General features: G+C 63.0%; 23 protein-coding genes and 1 pseudogene. 15 read left to right on the top strand and 9 right to left on the bottom strand.

Annotated elements, in window-relative coordinates; all coding sequences use genetic code 11:
* Window positions 1–5 precede the first annotated feature (5 nt).
* A complete protein-coding gene (locus tag FDW84_RS03665) occupies window positions 6–158 on the bottom strand; it encodes a putative quinol monooxygenase (RefSeq protein ID WP_205754723.1) in 153 nt (50 codons plus the stop codon).
* 355 nt (window positions 159–513) lie between these two features.
* Between FDW84_RS03665 and FDW84_RS03660 the strand changes: the two genes are divergently transcribed.
* Entirely contained in the window at window positions 514–1,077 is a 564-nt protein-coding gene (locus FDW84_RS03660; protein WP_205754722.1) for an alpha/beta hydrolase, read from the top strand.
* Window positions 1,078–1,169: 92 nt separating this feature from the next.
* Window positions 1,170–1,712 carry a hypothetical protein gene (locus FDW84_RS03655; protein ID WP_240721365.1) on the top strand — a complete coding sequence of 181 codons (543 nt, stop codon included), beginning with the start codon at window positions 1,170–1,172 and terminating at the stop codon, window positions 1,710–1,712.
* 521 nt (window positions 1,713–2,233) lie between these two features.
* Here the strand turns inward: FDW84_RS03655 and FDW84_RS03650 are convergent.
* Entirely contained in the window at window positions 2,234–3,079 is an 846-nt protein-coding gene (locus FDW84_RS03650) for a hypothetical protein (RefSeq protein WP_240721364.1), read from the bottom strand.
* The gene (locus FDW84_RS03645) at window positions 3,063–4,826 is read right to left on the bottom strand and encodes an NAD(P)/FAD-dependent oxidoreductase (protein WP_138606678.1); all 1,764 of its coding nucleotides are present in this window, start codon (window positions 4,824–4,826) and stop codon (window positions 3,063–3,065) included. The genes FDW84_RS03650 and FDW84_RS03645 overlap by 17 nt, the downstream gene beginning before the upstream one ends.
* Before the next feature lie 188 nt (window positions 4,827–5,014).
* On the opposite strand from FDW84_RS03645, the gene FDW84_RS03640 reads away from it, so the two are divergent.
* From FDW84_RS03640 to FDW84_RS03600, 11 genes and pseudogenes are all read left to right on the top strand, one after another.
* Complete coding sequence (locus tag FDW84_RS03640; RefSeq protein WP_138606676.1) at window positions 5,015–5,377, top strand: UBP-type zinc finger domain-containing protein; 363 nt, start codon at window positions 5,015–5,017, stop codon at window positions 5,375–5,377.
* 280 nt (window positions 5,378–5,657) lie between these two features.
* Complete coding sequence (locus tag FDW84_RS19625) at window positions 5,658–5,870, top strand: hypothetical protein (RefSeq protein ID WP_240721363.1); 213 nt, start codon at window positions 5,658–5,660, stop codon at window positions 5,868–5,870.
* A 2-nt stretch (window positions 5,871–5,872) separates the two neighbouring features.
* Window positions 5,873–6,046 carry a hypothetical protein gene (locus FDW84_RS19620; RefSeq protein ID WP_240721362.1) on the top strand — a complete coding sequence of 58 codons (174 nt, stop codon included), beginning with the start codon at window positions 5,873–5,875 and terminating at the stop codon, window positions 6,044–6,046.
* Between the two features lie 15 nt (window positions 6,047–6,061).
* Window positions 6,062–6,187: pseudogene (locus tag FDW84_RS19615) on the top strand (cytochrome P450); the annotation flags it as partial.
* A gap of 193 nt (window positions 6,188–6,380) precedes the next feature.
* Window positions 6,381–7,091: a DUF4386 domain-containing protein gene (locus tag FDW84_RS03630; RefSeq protein ID WP_205754721.1), complete on the top strand. Its 711-nt coding sequence runs from the start codon at window positions 6,381–6,383 to the stop codon at window positions 7,089–7,091.
* A gap of 352 nt (window positions 7,092–7,443) precedes the next feature.
* Window positions 7,444–7,899, top strand: a complete 456-nt coding sequence (locus tag FDW84_RS03625) for a hypothetical protein (protein WP_240721361.1) — start codon at window positions 7,444–7,446, stop codon at window positions 7,897–7,899.
* A 204-nt stretch (window positions 7,900–8,103) separates the two neighbouring features.
* Entirely contained in the window at window positions 8,104–8,520 is a 417-nt protein-coding gene (locus FDW84_RS03620) for a CBS domain-containing protein (RefSeq protein ID WP_138606672.1), read from the top strand.
* 311 nt (window positions 8,521–8,831) lie between these two features.
* Window positions 8,832–9,080, top strand: a complete 249-nt coding sequence (locus tag FDW84_RS03615) for a hypothetical protein (RefSeq protein WP_138606670.1) — start codon at window positions 8,832–8,834, stop codon at window positions 9,078–9,080.
* A 114-nt stretch (window positions 9,081–9,194) separates the two neighbouring features.
* Window positions 9,195–9,749 (top strand): DUF3090 domain-containing protein, encoded by a 555-nt coding sequence (locus tag FDW84_RS03610; protein WP_138606668.1) that lies wholly within the window; start codon window positions 9,195–9,197, stop codon window positions 9,747–9,749.
* Window positions 9,750–10,615: 866 nt separating this feature from the next.
* Entirely contained in the window at window positions 10,616–11,650 is a 1,035-nt protein-coding gene (locus tag FDW84_RS03605) for an AAA family ATPase (protein ID WP_138606666.1), read from the top strand.
* 130 nt (window positions 11,651–11,780) lie between these two features.
* Window positions 11,781–12,152 (top strand): VOC family protein, encoded by a 372-nt coding sequence (locus FDW84_RS03600; protein ID WP_138606664.1) that lies wholly within the window; start codon window positions 11,781–11,783, stop codon window positions 12,150–12,152.
* A gap of 224 nt (window positions 12,153–12,376) precedes the next feature.
* Here FDW84_RS03600 and nrdF read toward each other — a convergent pair whose 3' ends face one another.
* From nrdF to nrdH, 4 genes are all read right to left on the bottom strand, one after another.
* Window positions 12,377–13,351: a class 1b ribonucleoside-diphosphate reductase subunit beta gene (gene nrdF / locus FDW84_RS03595; protein WP_138134964.1), complete on the bottom strand. Its 975-nt coding sequence runs from the start codon at window positions 13,349–13,351 to the stop codon at window positions 12,377–12,379.
* 109 nt (window positions 13,352–13,460) lie between these two features.
* Window positions 13,461–15,581: a class 1b ribonucleoside-diphosphate reductase subunit alpha gene (nrdE, locus tag FDW84_RS03590; RefSeq protein ID WP_138607193.1), complete on the bottom strand. Its 2,121-nt coding sequence runs from the start codon at window positions 15,579–15,581 to the stop codon at window positions 13,461–13,463.
* A gap of 20 nt (window positions 15,582–15,601) precedes the next feature.
* Window positions 15,602–16,054 (bottom strand): class Ib ribonucleoside-diphosphate reductase assembly flavoprotein NrdI, encoded by a 453-nt coding sequence (gene nrdI, locus FDW84_RS03585; protein ID WP_138607195.1) that lies wholly within the window; start codon window positions 16,052–16,054, stop codon window positions 15,602–15,604.
* Window positions 16,055–16,143: 89 nt separating this feature from the next.
* Window positions 16,144–16,389 (bottom strand): glutaredoxin-like protein NrdH, encoded by a 246-nt coding sequence (gene nrdH / locus FDW84_RS03580; protein WP_013601222.1) that lies wholly within the window; start codon window positions 16,387–16,389, stop codon window positions 16,144–16,146.
* A 457-nt stretch (window positions 16,390–16,846) separates the two neighbouring features.
* Here nrdH and FDW84_RS03575 point away from each other — a divergent pair, with 457 nt between their 5' ends.
* Window positions 16,847–17,764 (top strand): LysR family transcriptional regulator, encoded by a 918-nt coding sequence (locus FDW84_RS03575; RefSeq protein WP_138606662.1) that lies wholly within the window; start codon window positions 16,847–16,849, stop codon window positions 17,762–17,764.
* A 45-nt stretch (window positions 17,765–17,809) separates the two neighbouring features.
* On the top strand, window positions 17,810–18,316 hold the full coding sequence (locus FDW84_RS03570) for a DUF2004 domain-containing protein (RefSeq protein WP_138606660.1): 507 nt from the start codon (window positions 17,810–17,812) through the stop codon (window positions 18,314–18,316).
* Window positions 18,317–18,436: 120 nt separating this feature from the next.
* Here FDW84_RS03570 and metE read toward each other — a convergent pair whose 3' ends face one another.
* Window positions 18,437–20,779 (bottom strand): 5-methyltetrahydropteroyltriglutamate--homocysteine S-methyltransferase, encoded by a 2,343-nt coding sequence (metE, locus tag FDW84_RS03565; RefSeq protein ID WP_138606658.1) that lies wholly within the window; start codon window positions 20,777–20,779, stop codon window positions 18,437–18,439.
* A 64-nt stretch (window positions 20,780–20,843) separates the two neighbouring features.
* Window positions 20,844–21,806, bottom strand: coding sequence for a methylenetetrahydrofolate reductase (locus FDW84_RS03560; RefSeq protein ID WP_138606656.1), 963 nt, complete (start codon window positions 21,804–21,806; stop codon window positions 20,844–20,846).
* Window positions 21,807–22,121 lie beyond the last annotated feature (315 nt).

Raw genomic sequence — 22,121 nt, 5'->3', positions numbered from 1 at the left:
TGCGCTCAGGGCAGTGGGTCGCCGGTGCGGGTAACGGAGAATGAGATACAGCCGGCTTCGGCACGGGTAAGCGCCACGTGGTGGGCAAGATGCTCGACGACGGCGGCAAGGTCGTCGTCGCGGCATACAAGCTGCCCGCTTCGGTGAACGTCAGTCATGGAGCGATCTTCCCGCACGTCGCGGTATTTTTACTCTCGCGGCAGGCATCATGCCCGGGGGATACTGGGACATGGCTGGTCCTGCTGACTCCCTTGCCTGGGTGAGCTCGCGCTTGCTTGCCCGCCTGCGCGGAAGCCGACGCCTGTGATAGCACGACGATGTTTGATGGTTTGCGCAGGAGCCCTCGCCGCGGCTGCTGCCCTCTCCACCTGTTCGGAGGTAGATATGGAGCATCGGGAAGCACAGCGGAATCCTGCTGCTCTGAGTGCCAGGCCGGAAGGCGCGCCCGTCTCCTTGCCCATTCCCGGGCAGCATGGACTGGGTCTTGAATCCGCGAGGGACACACTGCTTTACGTGCCGACGGGGCTGGAAGTGGGCGTGCCCGCCCCGCTGATTCTTTTGCTGCACGGTGCCGGAGGAGAGGCAGCAGGAGGATTGGCTTTACTTTCCGCATTCGCCGACGCCCACAGGATCATCATGGCGGCACCCTCATCACGGGGCTCCACCTGGGACGGCGTCCGTGGCGCCTTCGGCCCTGACGTGGATGTTATTAACCGAGCGCTGGAGCGGATCTTCCAGCTGGTCTCCGTGGACCTGAACCGCGTAGCCATCGGCGGCTTCTCGGACGGGGCTTCATATGCGTTGGGGTTGGGCCTGGCAAACGGAAACCTGTTTTCCGACGTCGTTGCGTTTTCCCCCGGCTTTGTTCCGCTGGCACCCAAGGCAGGCAAGCCGAGAGTTTTCGTTTCACACGGGGACAGTGACAGCGTCCTGCCTATTGACCGCACCAGCCGGCGGCTGGTGCCATCCCTTGTACGGGATGGCTACGACGTCACTTACCGCGAGTTTGCCGGGCCCCACACCGTGCCGGGCCCCGTGGTGCAGGAAGCTGTCGCCTGGCTGGGGTGGCAGCCCTAGCGAAACGAGGAGAAGCTACTCCGCAAGGCTGAGGAAGCTTGCCGGCTGCGAAGGCTGTTGTTTTGAGCAGCACGTGTGCCCACTATGGAAGGGTGAAAATCAAGGACAGGCCGCCCCTACTGGCGCTTGCCCTGTGCCTGATCCCTGTTGGCGGAATGACGGGTTGCTCCTATGACTACCCTGAGCCTGAGCGCACCCCAACCGCTGTCCCCGCGCCCGCAACAGCATCCGTCCACCCCTACAACGATTTGCAGGTCCTGAAGAAGGAGTCTGAGAACTACGCTGTGCTCGAGCGGCTCCTCCGGACGTCGCCGGGTCCAGTCCTCCTTTACGATGTGGGACCACTCGATGGCCCGCTGCGGGGCTTTGGCAAATTCGAGGAGGTGCCCGCGGCCGGGCAGTACACCGTCACCGCTGCCTGTGTTGGTGCCTCCGGTGCAAGAATCTATATCGGGCAGGAGTTCCCCGGTGCCACCTTTCAGCCGGTGGAACTCGCACTGGATTGCGCCGGCGCCACTTCCCAGGTCATTGCGCTTCAGCAGGGGTACGTTTTCGCGCATTTGGTGCTGCCCACTCCGGGCGATACTCCCTGGACGGGGGCCGTTGGCGGTGTCCGTGTGACCGGAACCATTTGAATCTCAAGCCCTGAGCACTGGCAGCAGCTTCGATGAGTCCCCGGCAGATCCCAGACTCAGTTCCACCGTCATGGTTGAGGGCGCCGAAGGCGTCGGGCGGCCGGAGCGCATGAGCGGCTGGAAAATCATGGAAGGGTAACGACAGTGTCAGAATTCCTGTAATAACGGGTTAGTAACCCTTGCTGTAGAGCCACGCGCAGTGTCTTTTCCGCGCTTACACTGAGCCATGGATGCGATTCCTTTGGTAATCCTGATCTTGGGCGCTGCTTTCGTCTGGATCGGCTTGACGGTATTCGTCATCCTGCGGCTGCGCCGCCGCCGGAACGGCTCCTCTCTGGTGGCTTCCGCTCCCCCTGCCGCCGAACCTGGCAGCAGCCGTCCGCATATGCCATGGCGCCGCACCCGGCAGCGGATGGTACAGACCCCAAGGCGTTCACGCCGACTGCGGCCCCGCAGGGTTCGCGGATGACCATTCGGAGGATCCAGCCCAGGCGGAAGATCGGGTGAGTTTTCCGGCCCGGCTAGTGGCGGCGGGACAGTGCGAGCGCCCATCCGCCAGCCACTCCAATGGCAACTAGTACGGTTACGAACGCGATCGCCGGCGCGCTTGGCCAAGCCAAGGCGTCGCCATGCCGCAGCAAGGCAAGCGCCTGCAGGATGACGAAGGCAACTGAGGTGAGGGCCACGGGGCGGACCAGGCGGAGGTCGTCACTCAACTGGCCCTGCGCTGCCGCCCACCCAAGACCCACCAGCCATGCTCCGACAGCCCTTGCTGTGAGTTCGGAGAGTGGCCATGGCCACCATGTGGCGGCAGGAACGGGTACTGCCAGGAGCGCCACGCCATACAGCAGCAGTACCGCTGCGATTCCCACAAGCAGCAGCCGAAGCGCAGGGGGCAACACTGGCCGTCCCTCAGTTCTGGACTCTGGATCAGGGCGCCGGGACCGGATCTGCATCCGACTGATGACGAGCATTGCCACGGGAACGATGGCATAAATCGCCAGCCATGCCCACGCAGCCGCTTGCGCAAGCAGGGCATTGTCCGGCGACAGGTGGAAGCGATCGAGATGTAGCAGGGTGACTCCGAGGGTCAACGTCGTGAAGGCGAACACGGGCCAGACGGCCAGCCTCGCTGAATCCCAATCCGCTGAGCGGGCCCCCGTCACCTCCAGGCCCGCACTCGCCCAGTATGCCGCCCCGAGGAACACCGCCGTCATTGGCGGATTGACTGTCCAGGCGAACCATTCCGCAGTTCGGAGCGGAAACACGAACAGCACGAGCCCGGCAAGAAACACGAGGAACGCGGCGACGTAGAGCAGCCGCCGCATCGGTGCAATCAAGGGTGTGGCATTAGCTGAAGCGGACATCACCGGGCAGCTCCTCAGGTGCGGTTGCCTCACCAGGGGCAGGGTCCGAGGCAGGCAAGGGGTTCTCCGCCAGGTAGGTGTGAAGCATGGAAACCACGGTGGCGCCGTCCCCCACGGCGGTAGCCACTCGTTTTATCGAACCGGCCCGCACGTCGCCGATCGCGAAAATGCCGGGCATGCTGGTTTCCAGCGCCAGCGGCGCCCTGTCCGGCCTTCCGGACCCGTCGTCCCTGACGTTCCGGCTGGCGCCCGTGCGCAGAAAACCGGCTGGGTCACGCTCCACAGTGTCGGGCAGCCAGGTTGTCCGCGGCACCGAACCGATCAGCACGAACAAGCCGCCCGCCTCGATCTCCTCACTCGGGCCTGCGCCGGCTCCGGTTGCGGCGACTTTGACGGCGGCAAGGAATCCATCCCGATCGCGGCCACCCACAATTATGGTGCTGTAGCGGATAGCAACGTTCCGGGTAGCCACAAGTTGAGAGATGAGGTAGTCCGACATACTGACCGACAGACTGGGTCCGCGCACCAGCAGCGTTACCTTCGCCGCGTACCTCGCAAGATGCAGAACCGCCTGTCCGGCCGAGTTGCCGCCACCAACCACACAGACATGCTTTCCTGCCATCGACGGAGCCTCGGACACTGTGGCCCCGTAGAAGACGCCCCTGCCGAGCAGGTTTTCCAGCTCAGGTATGCCGAGGCGGCGGTAGTCCACGCCGGTAGCCACCACGACTGTGCGGCACCGTACGAGGGTGCCGTCGGAAATCGAAACTCTGTACAGCCCTCCATCCTCGCCGAGCCCCTCTACCTTCCGCAGGAAGAGGAAGTCCGTGCCCAAAGTCCAGGCCTGGTGGAATGAGCGGTAGGCCAGGTGGGCGCCGCTCACACCGCGGGAGAAGCCAGGATAGTTCCGGATCAACGAGCTGGTGCCGGCCTGGCCTCCCACAGCCTCTCCCTCCACCACCATGGTGGAGAGGCCCTCGGAGGAGGCATAAACCGCGGTCGCAAGTCCTGAGGGACCGGCACCTACGACCACCACGTCGAAGATCTTGTCCCCCGGTGGCGGTCGCGTCACCCCCATGGCCTGGGCGATCTCCAGGTCACTGGGGTTCTCGAGGACAATGGGTGGAGCGGCGTACTGCAGCACCATGACCGGCAGTGCAGGGTTGCGCAGGCCCAGGCTCTCAAGCGTCCGTTGCGCGGTCTCGGATCCCACAGGGTGGAAGACGGAAGGGATGTGGTTTCGGCTCAAGGAGTCTCGCAGCGTGTGAGTCCTTTCGTCGGTCACCTCCCCGATCAGCCGGACCGCCTCGAACGCGACCCCCTGGGCCAGGTGCCAGTCATCGAGGGCGTCGGTAATCGCCCCATGAAATTCTTCGTCGCGCGACCGTTCGGGACGTATGATCAGCAATTCGGCGTGGCCAAGGGCGATAGCGTGGAAGACAGCGGGGGCGCTGGCGAAGTCGCCCCAGATCACCACAACACCACGCTTGGCGGCAGGATGAAAGCCATAGGCGCGCCGCAGGAAATCGAGTCCACCGTGGTCACCCGGACTGTAGCACCCGAGTATGAGGGCGACCTGGCGTTTCCAGCGCCGGAGCCCCTCAAGCACCGCCCGCCCGTGGGCGTGGTCGGCGCAGGCCACCACCTCGTAGTCGGCGCCGTAGCGTCGGCGTAACTCATCTTCAAGAATCCGCCGAGATGCCGTGTCTGTGGTGACAATCAGCATAATCGGAACCGAGACATCCATGGCCGCCGTCTTTCCGGGTCAATGGTTCGGTGGCCCTCACGATACTCGCGCCGAAACATTGGGGACAAGGGGTGCTCCCTGCATCCGGCCTGTCATTCCAAGTGCCCGGAAATTCTGCCAAAATAGCTCCCGACGGCGGGCAAGCGGGATAACTCAGCAGAACCGGAGCCATGGATATGGAGGACCGCATGGAGGATCGCGCTGTTCTGGGAATCAGCCTCGTTGCGGCACCCAGTGGCACAGGGTGCCTGGAGTGCCTCAGCGGTGACGGTCCAGGATGGTGGCTGCATCTTCGCCGCTGTGCCCAATGCGGCCACATCGGGTGCTGCGATTCATCACCCTCGCAGCACGCCAGTGCCCATGCCCGCACCGAGGGTCACCCCGTCATGAGGTCCTTTGAGCCCGGGGAGGACTGGTTCTACGAGCACACCACGAAAAAGTTCTTTCGCGGCCCGCGGCTTCCGGATCCCCAATCGCGACCAGTGGAGCAGCCGGCACCTGCACCCGCAGACAAGGTACCCGCAGACTGGCAGGAGCGGATACACAGGTAACCGCAATCCGCGGTGCTAACCCGGCGAGCAGAGAGGCCAGCCATGGACTTCAGTCAGTCCATCAACTGTTCGCCTCGAGCCTGATTGCCACCGATCCCCCGAGGCACCGGCAACTGCGTTCCCTGGTCACCCAAGCGTTCGCACCCAAAGCCGTGGACGCGTTGGCTCCCCGCATCGCCGGGATCACCGACGAGCTTCTGGATGGGATTGCGACCCGCGGCAGCGCAGACCTGATTGAGGAAGTGGCGTACCCATTGCCGGTCATAGTGATCTCCAACTCATGGGTATCCCTACGCAGGCCCGCGAGCGCTTCAAACACTGGTCCGACGTGATTGTCAGCCAAACGCGGTCCGTCTCGGCCAATCAAGATCACCACGCCACGAACATGGAGATGACGGATTACTTTCTGGCCCTGATCGATGAACGCAGGAGCCAGCCAGGCCGGGACCTGCTCAGCACCCTGCTGTCAGCGGAAATTGACGGCAAAAACTGACGGTGCCCGAACTGCTGGGCTTTTGCGCCTTGCTGCTCGTCGCAGGCAATGAGACCACCAGCAAACTGATCGGCAATACTGTTCTGTGCCTTGCTGAGTACCCGGGCATCATGGACCGCCTGCTGAGGGAACCAGCCCTGCTTCCCCAAACCATCGAGGAAGTGCTGCGCTTTTGATCGCCGGTCCAGTCCATGTACCGGTCGACGGCCACGGAGACCACCTTGGGAAACCAAGTGATTCCCGCCGGCGCACCGGTCGTGGATTGGATCGGCTCCGCCAACCGCGACGAGGGGCAGTTCCAGCGGCCTGCCGAATTCGATGTCGACCGTGTTCAGAACCGGCATCTGGCGTTTGGCCACGGCATTCATTTCTGTCCCTGGATCAGGGAGCGCACCTGCGTTCCGGTATTAACCCCAGGCATCGCTGATCAGGCCATCGGCGCATTGACCTGCCGACGACTAGGCTGTGGCCAAGTGCACGAACCATCCGCAAACACGGGAAAGAAAGGCCTTGGATTCAGTCAGGAAGACCGCGCTCATCGCGGGAGTGTTCTACCTCGTTATTTCCGCCAGTTACATTCCTGCGGTCTTCCTTCTGGGGCCTGTCTTGAGCGATGCGAGCTACATCATCAGTCCTGGCGATGACACTGGTGTCGTCTGGGGCTGCCTGCTTGACCTGATCAACGCCTTTGCCTGCGTGGGCACTGCGGTGGCCCTGTTCCCAGTGGTCAGGCGGCAGAACGATAGCCTGGCGCTCGGCTTTGTAACGGCACGCACTCTCGAGGCCGCAGTCATCGCGATCGGCGTTGTCAGCCTGTTGGCCGTGGTAACCCTGAGGCAGAGCGGAGCTGCCAATGCGGAGCCCGGGACACTGGTCAGCGCCGGCCAGGCACTTGTCGCAGTTCGCGACTGGACGTTCCTCCTGGGACTCGGGACCATTCCGGCTTTCAACGCGCTGCTGCTCGGCTACCTTCTATTCCGGTCCCGGCTCGTACCGCGCGTTATCCCCATCCTGGGACTGATCGGAGCCCCGCTGCTGCTCGTGTCGGCCATCACCACCATGTTCGGCATCAACAGCCAAGGTTTCCGTCCTGTCCGCGGTTGCGACCCTGCCCATCTTCCTCTGGGAGCTGTCCCTGGGGCTGTACCTGACGTTCAAAGGCTTCAAACCTTCGCCCATTCTTGCCGGAGCTGCCGCGCGGCAACTCCACCAGGCCGGTAGCCACTAGCCTCGGCATCTGCATAGGGATCTGTACGGACCTGGCCCTGCAGTTACACCCTATTGCTGTAAAGCGGGGGAAGAGGAGGGCTAAACTAGCGCAACTAGACGGATTGGGGGATCCGCGGCGGCGGTGCCGCTGCTCCGCTGGTCGGTCGCAGGCACCGAACAAAGGACCAGCATGACCTTCTTTCAAGACTTCCCAGCGCCTCCGATGCCGGCGCCGCCAAGGACAACGAGATACGTTCCGCCGCCGTGGACGGCTGCGCCGGCCTATGAGCTGCCTGTTGTAGTCCATCTCGGTAAGTTCCTGCACCGAAGCCCCACCATGGTTGTGGCGGTCAAGAGCGCTGTTGTGCACTCCACCGGCTGCTCCTTTAACCTGTCCTGGCTCTTTCGCCGCAGGGACCAGAGTGACGAGGACTGGGCTGACCTGCAGCATCTGTTCTTTCAGCCAGGCATGGGCATCCGTCGCAGCAAGGATCGGCAGACAGGACTTATGTTCGGCGTGCAGTTCCCCGATGGGTTAAAAGCCAGCACCGGCATTATGGGGCCGCACGGCTTGATGGAAAGTGGCGGCCAGCAACCCGAACCACCGACGCTCGTTCTCAACAACGGCGGGGGAAGCGGCGGTGGTGACGAATTTTCCGGCTCAGGCCTGCTCTGGCTCTGGCCGCTCCCCCCTGCCGGCGAGCTTCGCCTGGTTGCCCAGTGGCTCGACTTGGGGTTGGAGGAGACTTCTATAATGCTGGGCGGCAGGCAACTTCGGGAGGCTGCAGCCGGGGTGCAGCAGTACTGGGCTGAAGGGTGAACAAGGCCCCCGTAGCAAACACCAGCTGATTCACACAGGACTTACCGGCCAGCTATGCGCTGTCAGGTCCTTTATTCGGTCTGGACACTAACGCTCAGCATACTTACCTTTAATTTGTGACCTTGACGTGCTAGGTGCCCCACCGAGACTGTTGCGTGGCTGGCGCGACTTGGATACCGGAACAACGAACCGAAGGAGAGCACCATGCCCACAGCTCGTGAAATCATGACCGGCAGCGTTGAATGCATCGGTGAGAACGAAACGCTGGAGGCGGCGGCCCGGAAGATGAAAGACCTCAACGTCGGCGCGCTGCCAATCTGCGGCGAGGACAACAGGCTCAAAGGCATGATCACGGACCGCGACATTGTCATTAAGTGCTTCGCCGAGGGAGGGGACCCGCGCACGGCAAAGGCGGGAGATTTTGGCCAGGGCAAGCCGGTGACCATTGGTGCCGACGACTCCATTGAGGAAGCGATCAGGACAATGGAAGAGCACCAGGTGCGCCGGTTGCCCGTTATCGACGGCCATGATCTGGTCGGCATCCTTACCCAGGCAGACATTGCCAGGAACTACCCGGAGGACCGCGTCGGAGAGCTCGTAGAGCTTATGTCTTTTTACTGAATTCACCGGGCTGGGCCAGGCGCACCTGCGTCGCCGCCTTCCTGCCGGTCCGCGCGGCTATCTTCGCCAGCATGCAGGATCGGCACTGGGGTTCTGCGCCTGCCGATTGCACTGGACTCGGAATTGATTGACAACGTGGCTAAGAAGGCCGCGGTAAAGGCATGGAAGCTGCCGGCGACGCCACGGGTGATGTGAGGCTGAAGGCCATGCTAAAAAGACGTCAGGCAAAGATCATCCGGATGACACCTGCAGGCAACCTTGCGCCGGAAGGATAGGAGCGGGGGAGCCTTCGAAAGTCGAAAGGACAGATCATGATCAGCAAAGACGACGTTGTCACCGGATCCTGCGACAAACTCTTCCCAGGAGACGCTATCGAGGCCTTCTACAAGGACACCTTGGTCCACCGAGGCCCCGTAACGGGCACAGTTCGTGAGGACGGGGTCTTCTGGATCCTTGACACACTGACTGGAGCCCGGCGCCTTCTTGACCTTTCCGAATTCAAGATCGTGCGTCTCCCAGCGCGCTATCGAGAAGTTCTGGTGACTGCACCCCGCCCCTAAACAAGATCACGGGGTTCGGGGCGTAAAGACTGAACGGCATCCACTCTGGCGACGGTCGGAAGTTACGGTGCCTCTCCGGCAGAGCAGTGACCCCAGGTCGCCTAAGATACTGGCATGCCTACACGTGTTCATGAGTTTTCCTGGCCGGATCGGGTCGTCATCGGCACCATCGGAGTTCCGGGGGCGCGGACGTTCTACCTGCAGGTACGCGCAGGCACCCAAATCGTGAGTGTCGCACTGGAGAAGCAACAGTCGGCTTTGCTCGCCGAGAAGATCGACGACATTCTGGACCAGCTCGTCGCCCTCGAGGGCAACCCCTTCAGCGTTCCCACCAGTACTCCCATTGAATTGGTCGACAACGATCAGCTCGAGGCCGTTCAGGAGCAGTTTCGAACCGGTGCCATGAGCTTAGGTTGGGACCCAACGACGGCGCAGGTGGTCATAGAGGCTTACCCAATCGCCGATGTCGGTGCTGGTAACAACAACGAAGCTCTTGACCAGGACGGCATCGAAGCACCTGAAATGCTGCTGGTACGGATGCCGGTGGGCACCGCCCGTGCGTTCACCAAGCGTACGCGTGAGGTGGTGGGCGCGGGACGTCCCGTATGCCCGCTCTGCGGTTACCCCGTGGACGCCGACGGGCACGTATGCACTCCTCCTGAGGTCTGAGTGCGCGACTTGCGGCGGAGTGATCCCCAAAATGCCCGTGCAAAGCAGAGGAGGCAATCGGTTATGGCTTAGGCCAGCTTGCGCCTGCCCGGGAAAGGGGTAAGAAGCCTTTCGGGTCGTCTGTGCCCAGGAAAGCGTGGCGGACGGGGATCGGCACGTCTTGCGAGCTCGACCGTGGGCCGGTCCCCCATTCGTGAAACCGGCCTACGGCGGTGGCCCGCTCTGCCGGGCCGCCCTCACCTGCTGCTACACCCTTCAGGCAGCGGATGTCATTGTCGGTGACCCTCGTCGAGTGCCGTGCCGGCTGACTGCTCAACCACGAGTACCAACAAGTTACCCAGATTGCGATCCGAAATCATGCTGTCTTATCGGCGGTTGCCAACTTCTTGATGCCAGTACCTCGCGTTCTCGCTTCCGGTCCGGAGTATGTTATCGGGCTGCCAGGCGGCGGGCCAGAGTTGAAGGAGGTACTCATCGACCGTGCCCTCCGCGAACTCCCCGATGTGCCCTTCGTCCCGGCCCCTGGCACTGACACGCAGCCGGTAGGAGCCGTCGGGCAAGGTTGACGTGCACCGCATTCGGATGGGCGGCGCCCGCCAAGCAGTTGACCTGCCCTTGGTATGAACGGTCAAAGTCGCCGTCAAAGAAGCCGTCCTCAACCCACGAAAGATCCAATTGCCCGTAATCGGTCTGGATAACCTGATCCAGCAGCACACGTTCCACAGCCTCAGCGTAACCAGCACGGCAACCACAGCCAGTGCCGTTTTATCCAACAGAGCCTGCCTGTACCTCGTGAATGCCACGGCCAAAAAGAGTTGATACTGCTGAACCCAGCCGTGTGGGAATTCCAGTACTACAGTGGAGGTATGGCTCCCAGCCGCCATCCGCTCGACGAATTGCGCGAAACCATCGGTCACCTGGCCGATCAGCTCAAGCTGCCCGGTTCGGAGCGCGTCGACGACCTGGTCGGCGATCTTATCGGTGCAAGGCCCGGGCCGGCCCGGCCGCTGTCCGAGGTGCAGGCAGAGCTCGACGCGCTGGTCGGGCTGGAGACCGTGAAGGAACAGGTGCGGGCCCTCGTCGCACTGCTCCAGGTCCAGGCCCGCCGTAAGACGCACGGCCTGCCGGAGGTGGCCACATCACAGCACCTGGTGTTCCTCGGAAACCCGGGCACGGGCAAGACCACCGTGGCGCGGCTCCTGGCCGAGATGTACCGCGCGGTCGGCCTGCTGCAGAAAGGCCACCTGGTCGAGGTTGACCGTTCGGGCTTGGTGGGGCAGTACGTCGGCACGACCGCCATCAAGACGGACCGGGTAATCCGGCGTGCGCTGGACGGCGTCCTCTTCATCGACGAGGCCTACGCGCTGGCCCCGGAGGACGGCCGGACGGACTTCGGCCCCGAGGCGATCGAGGTCCTGCTCAAGCGGATGGAGGACCACCGCCACCGCCTGGTCGTGATCGTGGCCGGGTACCCGCGGCTGATGGAGTCCTTCCTGCTCTCGAACCCCGGACTTCGCTCCCGGTTCGCTCGCGAGATCACTTTTCCCGACTACTCGGTCGACGCACTCCAGACCATCTTCCACCAAATGCTGGCCCAGCACGAGTACACGCTGGAGCCGGGCGCGGACCAGATGCTGCGCCGTATCTTCACCGGGCTCCACGCGGGCGAGGACTCGGGCAACGCACGGTTCGCCCGCACGCTGTTTGAGCAGGCGCTGAACCGCCAGGCGCTGCGGCTGTCGCGCGACGAGGAACAAAGCCTTGACGAGCTCGATCGTGAAGCTGTCATGACGCTCACCGCGGACGACATCGTTGAGGCCGCGCGGGCCTTGGGCGAGGAGCCGGAGCCGGAACCGACGCCGGAACCGGAGCGGCCGCGCTGGTGGCGCTGGATGGCCTGACAGGATCTTCGGCCGCTGGCAGCCCAATGCCCATCCGCCCCCAAGCGGGAAAAGGAGTCAGGAACGCTCGCCCGTACGTATGCTTCCCGAGCAGGATGGACGCCTCGACCATACCCGGAAAGGCGGGGTCATGCGCTTGATTCAGGTGGCCCAGCACGCCAGCGATCTCCAGCGGGCAGCGGAGTTCTACAGCAGGCTGCTCTCGGCAAAACCCCTCGCCGTGTTTGACCCGCCCGGGCTGCTGTTCTTCGATCTCGACGGCGTGCGGCTGCTGCTGGAGCGGGGCGCGCCAAAGTCACTTCTCTACCTCGGCGTTCCCGATGTAAATCGCACTGTGGAGCAACTTAGAGGCCGGGGAGTTGAGATAGTTGCCGAACCGCACCTGATCTTCGGCCACAAAGATGACCTGCTGGGACCCGCCGGCACGGAGGAGTGGATGGCGTTCATCCGGGACAGCGAGGGGAACACTCTGGGGCTGGTTAGCCAGGTCTCCCCCGCGTAGCCGTCAAAGGAGAGACGCACCTTACACACGTTGTTGCCGGGCACGCGGACGCCCCCGGAGGTACGCACTTGAGGCTCTGGTGCACCGGCAGGGGAACAGCCACCGGGGTAGAGGGAAGGCCCGGCCGCCGCATTGGCCGAGGCAATTGCCGGGCGGTACGGAACTACCCCGCATGCTATCGCCCGCGGGGTAGTTTCAAGTGAAGAACAATACGTAGGGTCGGACTAGAAGTCCCAGTCCTCGTCTTCGGTATTGACAGCCTTGCCGATCACGTACGACGAACCGGACCCGCTAAAGAAGTCGTGGTTCTCGTCGGCGTTCGGTGACAGCGCCGAGAGGATTGCCGGGTTCACGTCGGTGACGGAAGACGGGAACATCGCCTCGTAGCCCAGGTTCATGAGGGCCTTGTTGGCGTTGTAGTGCAGGAACTTTTTGACGTCCTCGGCCAGGCCCACGCCGTCGTAGAGATCGTGCGTGTACTGGACCTCGTTCTCGTACAGCTCGAACAGCAGTTCGAACGTGTAGTCCTTGATCTCCTGGCGGCGCTCCTCGGACAGGGTCTCCAGGCCGCGCTGGAACTTGTAGCCGATGTAGTAGCCGTGCACGGCCTCATCGCGGATGATCAGGCGGATCAGGTCGGCCGTGTTCGTAAGCTTGGCGCGCGAGGACCAGTACATGGGCAGGTAGAAGCCCGAGTAGAACAGGAAGCTCTCCAGCAGCGTGGAGGCAACCTTCCGCTTCAGGGGATCGTCGCCCTGGTAGTAGTCCATGACGATCTGGGCCTTCTTCTGAAGGTTGGAGTTCTCCGTGGACCAGCGGAATGCCTCGTCGATCTCCTTCGTGGAGGCCAGCGTGGAAAAGATCGAGGAGTAGCTCTTGGCGTGCACCGACTCCATGAACGCAATGTTCGTGTAAACGGCTTCCTCGTGCGGCGTGAGCGCGTCCGGAATCAGGGAGACTGCACCGACGGTGCCCTGGATGGTGTCCAGCAGGGTCAGTCCGGTGAACACGCGCATGGTGAGCTGCTGTTCTGCCGGCGTCAGCGTGTTCCATGACTGGACGTCGTTGGACAGCGGCACCTTCTCCGGCAGCCAGAAGTTGTTGACGAGCCGGTTCCAGACCTCCACGTCTTTGTCGTCCTGGATGCGGTTCCAGTTGATGGCTTCGACGTGGCTCAGCAGCTTGACCTTCTCGGTCATGTCATCCCCTAAACGTTGGGTGGGTTTCTCTAAGTTAAAGCGTACGACGGCGGGCGGGCACCCGCCGTCGTACGTCAAGGCATGGTCTCGGCAGGCTCGACCACGGGGACTACAGCATGCAGGAGACGCAGCCCTCAACCTCAGTCCCTTCCAGCGCAAGCTGGCGGAGACGGATGTAGTAGATGGTCTTGATGCCCTTCTTCCAGGCGTAGATCTGGGCTTTGTTGATGTCACGCGTGGTGGCGGTGTCCTTGAAGAAGAGCGTCAGGGACAGGCCCTGGTCCACGTGCTGGGTGGCAGCGGCGTAGGTGTCGATGACCTTCTCGTAGCCGATCTCGTACGCATCCTGGTAGTACTCCAGGTTGTCGTTGGTCAGGTACGGCGCCGGGTAGTAGACGCGGCCGATCTTGCCTTCCTTGCGGATCTCGATCTTGGACGCCACCGGGTGGATCGAGGAGGTGGAGTTGTTGATGTAGGAGATCGAGCCGGTGGGCGGCACAGCCTGCAGGTTCTGGTTGTAGATGCCGTGCTCCATGACGGACGCCTTCAGCGCCAGCCAGTCAGCCTGCGTGGGGATGTGCACGTTCTTGAACAGTTCCCGGACCTTCTCGGTCCGCGGCACCCACTCCTGCTCCGTGTACTTGTCGAAGTACTCCCCCGAGGCGTACTTGGACTTCTCGAAACCGCCGAAGGTCCGCCCGGTCTCGATGGCCAGCAGGTTGGAGGCCCGGACGGCGTGGTACACCACCGTATAGAAGTAAATGTTGGTGAAGTCCAGGCCCTCTTCGGAACCGTAGTGCACCCGCTCACGGGCAAGGTAGCCGTGCAGGTTCATCTGGCCCAGTCCGATGGCGTGGCTCTGGTCGTTGCCCTTGGCGATGGACGGCACCGAGGTGATGTTGGACATGTCCGAGACGGCCGAGAGTGAGCGGATGGCCGTCTCAATGGTCAGGCCGAAGTCCGGCGAGTCCATGGTCTTGGCGATGTTCAGCGAGCCCAGGTTGCAGGAGATGTCCTTGCCGGTGTCCGCGTAGGACAAATCATCGTTGTACGTGGTGGGCTGGGAAACCTGGAGGATCTCCGAGCAGAGGTTGGACATGATGATCTTGCCGTCAATCGGGTTGGCCCGGTTCACGGTGTCCTCGAACATGATGTACGGGTAACCGGACTCGAACTGGATCTCGGCGAGGGTCTGGAAGAACTCGCGGGCCTTGATCTTGGTCTTCTTGATCCGGGAATCGTCCACCATCTCGTAGTACTTCTCGGTGACCGAGACGTCGGAGAACGGCATGCCGTAGACGCGTTCGACGTCGTACGGGGAGAACAGGTACATGTCCTCGTCCTTCTTGGCCAGCTCGAACGTGATGTCCGGGATGACGACGCCCAGCGAGAGGGTCTTGATGCGGATCTTTTCGTCCGCGTTCTCGCGCTTGGTGTCCAGGAAGCGGTAGATGTCCGGGTGGTGTGCGTGCAGGTACACGGCACCGGCACCCTGGCGGGCACCGAGCTGGTTGGCGTAGGAGAAGCTGTCTTCGAGGAGCTTCATCACGGGGATGACGCCGGAAGACTGGTTCTCGATCTGCTTGATGGGGGCGCCCACTTCGCGGATGTTGGTGAGCGCGAACGCCACGCCGCCGCCGCGCTTGGACAGCTGCAGGGCGGAGTTGATGGAGCGGCCGATCGATTCCATGTTGTCTTCGATGCGGAGCAGGAAGCAGGAGACGAGCTCGCCGCGCTGCTTCTTGCCGGCGTTCAGGAACGTGGGGGTTGCAGGCTGGAAGCGGCCCTCGATGATTTCGTCCACCATCTGGGTGGCCAGCTGCTCGTTGCCGCGCGCCAGGTGCAGGGCAACCATGCACACGCGGTCCTCGTAGCGCTCCAGGAAGCGCTTGCCGTCGAACGTCTTCAGCGTGTAGGAGGTGTAGAACTTGAACGCGCCCAGGAAGGTCTCGAAGCGGAACTTCTTTTTGTAGGCACGGTTGAACAGCTCACGGATGAAGTTCATCGTGTACTGGTCCAGCGTTTCGCGCTCGTAGTAGTCGTTCTTGACCAGGTATTCCAGCTTCTCTTCCAGGTCATGGAAGAACACGGTGTTGTTGTTCACGTGCTGCAGGAAGTACTGGTGCGCGGCCTCGCGGTCCGCCTCGAACTGGATCTCGCCATTGGGACCGTACAGGTTCAGCATGGCGTTCAGCTCGTGGTAGCCAAGCCCCTTGTAGGCGGCGGGCATCTCGGGCTTCTTGGCCCTGGTTACTTCTGTGTCTGCGACAGTCGTGTCCAAAACGTGTCCAATCCTTGGTTGACCCGGGTGACGTCTTCCGGCGTTCCCATAAGTTCGAATCTATAAAGGTGGGGCACCTGGCATTTGGCGGCAACGATGTCCGCTGCCAGGCAGTAGTTGTCCCCGAAGTTTGTGTTGCCGGCACCGATGACCCCGCGGAGCAGCTGCCTGTTCTGCGGGTTGTTCAGGAACCGGATGACCTGCTTGGGGACGGACCCCTCTCCCCCGGTGCCGCCGTAGGTGGGTACCACCAGCACGAACGGCCGGGTGGCGAGGAGGGGTGCATCCTTTGCGTAGAGCGGGATCCTTGCAGCGTCACGGCCTAGCTTCGTCACGAAGCGGCTGGTGTTCTTGGATGCCGAGGAGAAATAGATGAGCTGACTGGTGGTGGACACCGCTGCCGCCTGCTCAGGAATCACCACGCGCTGAGCCGCGCGGGAATCCTGGACTGCTGATGCTGCCGTGGGAGTCACCTCAGCTGGTTGATGGTTGGCAGGGGAAGGAATAATCCCTAAGCCACGGAGGAAACGGCGGAGAGCGCCAGTTCCTCGATCTTGTCCGGGCGGAAGCCTGACCAGTGGTCCTGGTCGGTGACCACAACGGGAGCCTGCATGTAGCCCAGTGCCTTCAGCCGCTCGAGGGCCTCGGCGTCCTGGGAGATGTCAACGCTCTGGTAGGTGATGCCCTTCTTGTCGAGCGCCCGGTAGGTGGCGTTGCACTGAACACAAGCAGGCTTCGTGTAAACCGTTACGGTCATGGTTCCTGTCCCCTTTTCTGGAAAACTTGCTGGTCCGGTGTTCCCGCCCAAGCTGTATCTAGATACTACATCTAGTGCAGACGCCACTTTGGAACCCCAAGATGATGTATTACAAGTATGTCATTTAATGCACCTTTAATCCACAGGCAGGCACCCTCAAAATGTCCGGAATCCCGCCGATTTTGCAGACGGAATCCACATCCTGTGGAGTACTTAGCCACATTTAACGCCCAGCGTGTCGCCGGAAAGACGGCGTGTCGCGGCCCCGCGGCGGGCGGTTCCAGGCACCACCGAGGGGTTCCGGAGGGACCTTCGGAACTCCTCCCAGTGACCAAGCGCACGACGGCGCCGCGCCCCGCCGTCGTTATTCCTCCTTCCAGCCGGGCAGGCGCTGCAGCAGGAGGAAGCGGCCGGGGAGCAGTTCTATCGTCCGCGCCCGGCGGAGTACTGTGGGCTGGTGGTAAACCCGGTACACCTGAAGACCCTCCTGGAGGTCACCCGCCTGGGCTCGTTCGCGGCCGCAGCAGCGACACTGGGCTACACGGCGTCGGCCGTCTCCCAGCAGATGTCCGCGCTGGAACGCGACACGGGCGTCGTCCTGTTTCACCGCTCTGCACGCGCAGTGGTTCCCACGGAAGCCGCCGTCGTCATGACCCGGCACGCCGCCAAAGTGCTCACGGACATCGAAGCCCTGATGGCAGCAGCCTCCAGGACGCAGGACTCGTCCAGCCAGGAACTGCGGCTGGGGATTTTTCCCAGCCTGGCAACCTATGTCCTGCCGCGCATCCTGAAGAACCCGGCATGGAAGAACCTGGGCATCGACCTCAAAGTGTCCGTGGCCGAACCGGGACAAACCATCCAGGGGCTGCGCACCGGCGGAGACCTGGACCTCGCCGTCGTGTTCCAGGTAGGACAAACCGGTTTCGCGTGGCCGAACACCATCAACCGCCAGTGGATCGGCGACGACGACTTCCGCGTGGTGCTGCCCGCCGGCTGGGGCTTCCGCTCCGACGCCAACGTTGCCGCAGACCACCTCTCCGAGATGCCCTGGATCATGCACCATCCCGGCACCAGTGACGCCATGGTCATCGAGCGGCTCTTCGCCGGCTGCAACCTGCACCCGCGCGTGGTGGCCCACAGCGATGACTTCCATGCCAGCCTGGAAATGTCGGCAGCCGGGCTCGGAGCTGCCCTGGTCCCGGAACTGGCGCTACGGCACAAGCCGGCGGGCGTGGTGGTGCTGGACGTTCCCGAGATCCGCCTGGCCCGGAACGTTTTTGCGCTCCTTATCAATGACAGGAAAACCGCCCGGGTCCAGCTGTTCGTTGACCTCCTGGCCGAAACACTGGCCGGAATGCGTACAGCCGTGAATTAGGACCGAACGCTGGAATGCACCGCTGTTGGGGTCTATGTTGAAACTATGAACAAGGTAGCGAGCCGGCACTTTGGAGAAATCGAGCTCAACCACGGCAGGGAACACTCCATCGCCGCCAAACATGAGCTGCGCGGCCACCCGCTGGAACTCGACCTGAACATCACCGCGCACGACCACTTCGACGAAGCCGCGCTGCGCAAGGTGGAATACCGCTTGCGGTTCCTGCCGGAGCTCGTGGACGAGGTCCGGGAGATGATTGCGGCGGAGCTGGAGCAGGAAGGCACCAGCCCCCAGGAGTACCTGCACTTCCATTGCAGCGTCCTCAAGGACGAGCACCTGCAAAAAGTCTTTGGCGTGACCGACCGCCGCCAGCTCAACAACGAGGTCTTCATGAAGGCACTGAAGCTGGGCCACGTGGGCATCTTCCCCGGGCAGCCTGAGCGCTACTTCGTCCTTGATTTCACTCTGGGCGAACACTTCACGGACGAAGTCCTGGTGGCCTCCGCCGACGAAGATGGCGTCGTGGACGACGAGATCCTCTGGGAGTCCTGAACTGACTGCTTAACGTACGACGCCGGCCGGCCACCTGAGGTTACCAGCCGGCCGTTAGCCCGGCTTCCCAAGGTCCGGTGCGCTGAGCGCACCGGACCTTGAGTCTTTCTTATGGAGTGGTTATTCGGCCGCCTGAAGCAGGCCGGCGCGGACCGTCTGGGTTGCCTTGACCAGGTTCCGCAGGGATTCTTCGGTCTCTGCGTAGCCGCGGGTCTTCAGACCGCAGTCCGGGTTCACCCAGAGCTGGCGGGACGGGACGTGCTTGACGGCGGTGCTCAGGAGTTCGGTAACTTCCTGCTCGCCGGGGACGCGCGGCGAGTGGATGTCGTAGACGCCCGGGCCAACGCCGCGGCCGAAGCCGTGCGACTCCAGATCGTGGACCACCTCCATGCGGGAGCGGGCGGCCTCAATGGAGGTGACATCCGCGTCCAGTCCGTCAATCGCATCGATGATCACGCCGAACTCGGAGTAGCAGAGGTGGGTATGGATTTGCGTGGCGTCCGCAGCGCCGGCGGTGGCCAGGCGGAAGGAGTCCACCGACCACTTCAGGTAGTCCTCGTGGTCGGCCTTGCGCAGCGGGAGGAGTTCGCGCAGTGCGGGCTCGTCCACCTGGATGACCTTGATGCCGGCTGCCTCCAGGTCGGCGATTTCGTCGCGCAGGGCGAGGCCAACCTGGTTGGCGGTCTCGGCGAGGGGCTGGTCATCGCGGACGAAGGACCAGGCCAGGATGGTGACCGGGCCGGTGAGCATGCCCTTCATAGGCTTGCTGGTGAGTGACTGCGCGTACTTGGCCCACTCGACGGTGATCGGAGCGCTGCGGGTGACGTCGCCCCACAAAATGGACGGGCGGGTGCAGCGCGAACCGTAGGACTGGACCCAGCCGTGGACGGTCACGTCGAAGCCTTCGAGGTTCTCGGCGAAGTACTGCACCATGTCGTTGCGCTCGGGCTCGCCGTGCACCAGGACGTCATAGCCGAGCTCTTCCTGCAGGTCCACGACGCGCTTGATCTCGTCCTTCATCAGCTGCCGGTACTGCTCATCGCTCAGCTCGCCCTTAATGTTGCGGGCCCGGGCGGAGCGGATTTCGGAGGTCTGCGGGAACGAACCGATGGTGGTGGTGGGCAGCGGCGGCAGGTGCAGCGCCGCTTCCTGGGCTGCTTCGCGAACAGAGTACTCGGAGCGGCTGAAGTCCGCCGCGGTCAACGCTTCGGTGCGGGCCCTTACCCCAGCGCGGCGCACACCTTCGGCGCCGGCACGGGAGGCGATGACTGCGGTTGCCTCGTCGATGGCCCCCTTGGCGGAAGCGGGATCGGCCAGGTAAGAAGCCAGGGTCTTGACCTCAACGGCCTTCTGGTCGGAGAACGCGAGCCAGCTGCGGAGCTGCTCGGAGAGCTGGGTTTCCTCGGCAACATCGTGCGGCACGTGCTGGGTTGAGGTTGAGGTGGAAACGGTGACCTTACCGGCGGCCTCCTTCAACGCGTCCAGCTTTGCGGCGGACGCGGCCAGATCGTTGCGCCAGATGTTGTGGCCGTCCACGACGCCGGCCACCAGGGTCTTGTTGCCCAAGCCGGCAAGTGCGGCGGCGGAAGGAACGGCGCCCTTGAAGACGTCGATGTGCAGGGCATCGATGTTGGTGGCGGCGAGGGTGCCGAGCTGGTTGTCGAGGGACCCGTAGGGGGTGGAGACGAGGATCTGGGGGCGGTTGGCTGCGCCGGTGAGGACTTCGTAGGCACGCGTCACGGCTGCCTCGACCTCGGCGGCCGGGGTTTCCTGGTCCACCACGAGGGCAGGCTCGTCAAGCTGGACCCAGCTCGCGCCGGCTGCTGCAAGCTCACCGAGCAGCTCGACATAGACAGGCAGGATGTCTTCGAGGCGGGACAGGGGCGTGAAGCCGGCCGGGGCGTCGTCGGAGGACTTGGAGAGCAGCAGGTAGGTGACCGGGCCAACAATGTACGGGCGGGTCTCGATGCCGTTGGCGAGGGCGAAGGCAAACTCGTCCACCTTTGTGGTGGAGGCGAGCGTAAACCCGGTCTTCGGACCGATTTCCGGCACCAGGTAGTGGTAATTGGTGTCGAACCACTTGGTCATTTCGAGCGGCTGTTGTTCCTTGTTGCCGCGGGCAAGGGTGAAGTAGCCATCGATGTCCAGCTGTCCCTTAGCATCCAGGAGCTCACCGAAGCGGGCCGGGACCGCGCCGAGGAAGGCCGTGGTGTCCAGGACCTGGTCGTAGTAGGAGAACGTGCCGGGAATGGCGGCGGCTTCGGTCAGCCCGAGTTCCTGCAGACGCCTGGCGATGTTCAGCTGGATGTCCTTGGCGGCGGTGTCCAGGGCAGCGGCGTCAATCTTGCCGGCCCAGTAGGCTTCAACGGCCTTCTTGAGTTCGCGGCGGCGGCCGATGCGGGGATAGCCCAGCAGGGATGCGGAGGGGAAGGACGTGTTTTTGGGCGCGGTCAATTCAGGCATGGAGGTCTCCCGGAAGGTTGGAGCTTGGATATATGGTCTTGTGAAGGTTGGACTGAGGCGATGCTCAGCCGGCAAGCTGGCGGGCCGCGATATTACGGCCGCTGCTGGCATGGATGCGCCGAGGGAGCGCCAGCTTGTCCAGCACCTCGAGGGCGCTTTGGTGTTCATTGAAGGTATAGAGGTGGATGCCCGGCGCCCCCGCTTCAAGGGCTGCGTTGGCCAGGTCCACCGTGGCGTTGACGCCGATGTGGAGCCGGTCCAGATCGCTGTCCGCGGCCCCGAGCCGTTCCATCAGTTCCGGAGCCGGTTCCACACCTGCGAGTTCGCCCAGCCGCTTCAGGCGGCGGAGGCTGGTGAGCGGCATGACACCGGGAATAATCGGAATGGTGACGCCGGCCCGGCGTGCCCGGGTCAGCAGGTCCGCATACTGTTCTGCGCGGAAGAACACCTGGGTGATGGCGAAATCGGCGCCGGAACGCTGCTTGGCCAGCAGCACCTCGACGTCGTGCGCCTCGCTGGGCGACTCGGGATGCCGGGTGGGATAGGCTGCCACACCCACAGCGATCTTTCCGGCACACAGCAGGGCCGAGCGGCGCTGCTCTACCCGGCGGACGAGTTCAATCAGGTCCTGGGCGTAGCGCAGTGCCCCAGGGACAGGTTCACCGCCGTCCTTGGGAAGGTCGCCGCGCAGCGCCAGGATGCCACGCACGCCCGTGTCCAGCAGTTCGCCGATGATTCCTGCCAGTTCCTGCGGCGTGTTGCCCACGCAGGTCAGGTGGGCCAGGGGCCGAAGGGTGGTTTCGAGCAGCAGCCGGTTGATGAGTTCGACGGCGGTGTCCCGGTTTGAGCCGCTGGCACCGTACGTGACGGAGACGTAGTCGGGCTCGGTGGTTTCCAGTTCCCTGATGGTGGTCCAAAGGGTTTCTGCCGCCGCCGGCGAGCGCGGCGGGAACAGCTCGTAGGAGAGCGCGACGGGAGCGGTGTCGGAAAGGTTGGGATGGGTGTCAATAAGGCTTGGTGGTGACATTTGCGTCCTTGGCTTTGGGCCATTGTGGGCTGGCCGTCGAAGGCGAGGGCTGCCGGCAATGAATTTGAGTTTGGGGAACACACAGGGAAACTCCACAGGACGCAGCCGCGACTGTTACGCCTGGAACGAAGTTCTCCGTGAGCAAATGTCAGGCCCACATGGGGGCACCCACACCCTCCAGACCGGAGGATCGCTGACACGTTACCGCGGTAACTTGTATATGACTCTAGGAGCGCCGGTGGCAGCATTCAAGTCAGTCCCCGAATTAAGACGCAGTCTTACGCGCTGTCTTGGAGTGGCGCAGAATATTCTTCG

The organism is Pseudarthrobacter sp. NamE5 (genome assembly GCF_005796225.1).
In the GTDB taxonomy this organism is placed as follows: domain Bacteria; phylum Actinomycetota; class Actinomycetes; order Actinomycetales; family Micrococcaceae; genus Arthrobacter.
This window is presented reverse-complemented; position numbering and strand designations above follow the sequence as displayed.

Bases quoted from the DNA above. Each gene is read 5' to 3' on its own strand.
- FDW84_RS19625 (WP_240721363.1), top strand. From the start codon at position 5,658: ATGGGTATCCCTACGCAGGCCCGCGAGCGCTTCAAACACTGGTCCGAC.
- metE (WP_138606658.1), bottom strand. From the start codon at position 20,779: ATGCCTGAATTGACCGCGCCCAAAAACACGTCCTTCCCCTCCGCATCC.
- FDW84_RS03605 (WP_138606666.1), top strand. From the start codon at position 10,616: ATGGCTCCCAGCCGCCATCCGCTCGACGAATTGCGCGAAACCATCGGT.
- FDW84_RS03665 (WP_205754723.1), bottom strand. From the start codon at position 158: ATGACTGACGTTCACCGAAGCGGGCAGCTTGTATGCCGCGACGACGAC.
- FDW84_RS03560 (WP_138606656.1), bottom strand. From the start codon at position 21,806: ATGTCACCACCAAGCCTTATTGACACCCATCCCAACCTTTCCGACACC.
- nrdF (WP_138134964.1), bottom strand. From the start codon at position 13,351: ATGACCGAGAAGGTCAAGCTGCTGAGCCACGTCGAAGCCATCAACTGG.
- nrdE (WP_138607193.1), bottom strand. From the start codon at position 15,581: ATGCCCGCCGCCTACAAGGGGCTTGGCTACCACGAGCTGAACGCCATG.
- FDW84_RS03640 (WP_138606676.1), top strand. From the start codon at position 5,015: ATGGAGGATCGCGCTGTTCTGGGAATCAGCCTCGTTGCGGCACCCAGT.
- FDW84_RS03645 (WP_138606678.1), bottom strand. From the start codon at position 4,826: ATGGATGTCTCGGTTCCGATTATGCTGATTGTCACCACAGACACGGCA.
- FDW84_RS03615 (WP_138606670.1), top strand. From the start codon at position 8,832: ATGATCAGCAAAGACGACGTTGTCACCGGATCCTGCGACAAACTCTTC.
- FDW84_RS03600 (WP_138606664.1), top strand. From the start codon at position 11,781: ATGCGCTTGATTCAGGTGGCCCAGCACGCCAGCGATCTCCAGCGGGCA.
- FDW84_RS03620 (WP_138606672.1), top strand. From the start codon at position 8,104: ATGCCCACAGCTCGTGAAATCATGACCGGCAGCGTTGAATGCATCGGT.
- FDW84_RS03610 (WP_138606668.1), top strand. From the start codon at position 9,195: ATGCCTACACGTGTTCATGAGTTTTCCTGGCCGGATCGGGTCGTCATC.
- nrdH (WP_013601222.1), bottom strand. From the start codon at position 16,389: ATGACCGTAACGGTTTACACGAAGCCTGCTTGTGTTCAGTGCAACGCC.
- FDW84_RS03650 (WP_240721364.1), bottom strand. From the start codon at position 3,079: ATGTCCGCTTCAGCTAATGCCACACCCTTGATTGCACCGATGCGGCGG.
- FDW84_RS03570 (WP_138606660.1), top strand. From the start codon at position 17,810: ATGAACAAGGTAGCGAGCCGGCACTTTGGAGAAATCGAGCTCAACCAC.